Annotated in this window: 1 protein-coding gene; it reads left to right on the forward strand. The window is 45.5% G+C overall.

Annotated elements, in window-relative coordinates; translation table 11 throughout:
- The first annotated feature begins 432 nt into the window (after positions 1 to 432).
- A complete protein-coding gene (locus tag F6K53_RS42865) occupies positions 433 to 906 on the forward strand; it encodes a pentapeptide repeat-containing protein (protein WP_293086701.1) in 474 nt (157 codons plus the stop codon).
- The last annotated feature ends 432 nt before the right edge of the window (positions 907 to 1,338 follow it).

Consider the following 1,338-nt stretch of genomic DNA (forward strand, 5'->3'; position numbering starts at 1 on the left):
CTTTGGCGCGGCAGAGCCGATCGCGTCTTGGAATGCGGCTTGGAATTTGGGCAGGGCACGGGAAATCATTCATATTGCCAAGGGGAGCGCACCAATAGGAAGAATGTTGCATCAGGGGTAAGGTGTTGGTATCCACAGGAACACCCACCGGCACTGCACCAGATCGAGGCGCGCACCTCTATATGCCTAGTGCTATAACAATAGCTCGGATGCGTTCGCGAAGCGTCGGCTTTGCCGAATCGCTTAATCCTTTACCACTTTAATCCCTTAACCTTAACAATTATTTGTCTTTTCTTAACAACCTAACCAATTTAGGCATTATTTCCATAATTAACCTTAACTTATCAGTATAATCTCGGACAACTAATGGGTTATCATGAAAGTGGGATAAAGCAATACATACTGATGATTTTACTTCTAGGGAGGCCAAAAATGAAATTCAATATTTTGGCAACGCTAACCTTAGTCGCTTCCCTTTTCTTCACCGGTTCAGCAGTAGCTGAGAACCCAGACCAGGTGCAACAGTTGCTATCAACTGGTGAATGTAAAGGGTGTGATTTAAAAGGAGCGGATCTATCGGGTGCACATCTACTTGGGGCTGATTTGAGGAATGCTAACCTGCAAGGAGCAAACTTAATTGAAGCCAACCTAGAAGGTGCTGACCTGACTGGTGCCAACTTAAACGGGGCTAACTTAACCCAAGCCTTTGTTACCAATGCCAGTTTAAACTGTGCTAATCTCAACCAAGTGAATTTGACAGCGGCCAAGCTTTACGACACCGATGTGTCTGGAGCTGTGATGAACAACCTTACCTTAACTAATGCCGAGATATTTGAAACTGGCATTGGCATTGGTGGTAGTGCCGAGGAATTCAATTTCAATATCGAGTGTCGAGTAGATTCTTGACACGTAAGCGAACAGCGATTAGCGCTACGCGCACGCTACTTGAGGTGCTATCAGCTATCAGCTTATGGATCACAGTGTCGTTCGCACAGCGTGGCCAAAGGCCAAAGCCTGTGCCACGCTACTGATTGGTGCTTTTGAATAAGTGATGGAGCGCGGTCTTAGGAGTTTCCCCTAAGACCGCGCTCCATCTATAAAACAGCATTCGTTGAATCTGAGTAAAGCTGACCGCTGACCGCTGAATGCTGTTAGCGTAGCGTGCGCGTAGCGCATATGCTTAACAAGATGCAGCTATTGGTATCTGTGCAGCTTGTAGGGTGGGCAAAAAGCGATGCAGCGCGGTCTTGGGGAGAAGTAATACTTATAAATCAGAAGCTAAAACGATTAAACTAATCAAAAACTAAGAACATAATCAAAAACTCATCAAGTTTAACA

The organism is Moorena sp. SIO4A1 (genome assembly GCF_010672065.1).
In the GTDB taxonomy this organism is placed as follows: Bacteria; Cyanobacteriota; Cyanobacteriia; order Cyanobacteriales; family Coleofasciculaceae; genus Moorena.

Bases quoted from the DNA above. Each gene is read 5' to 3' on its own strand.
- F6K53_RS42865 (WP_293086701.1), top strand. From the start codon at position 433: ATGAAATTCAATATTTTGGCAACGCTAACCTTAGTCGCTTCCCTTTTC.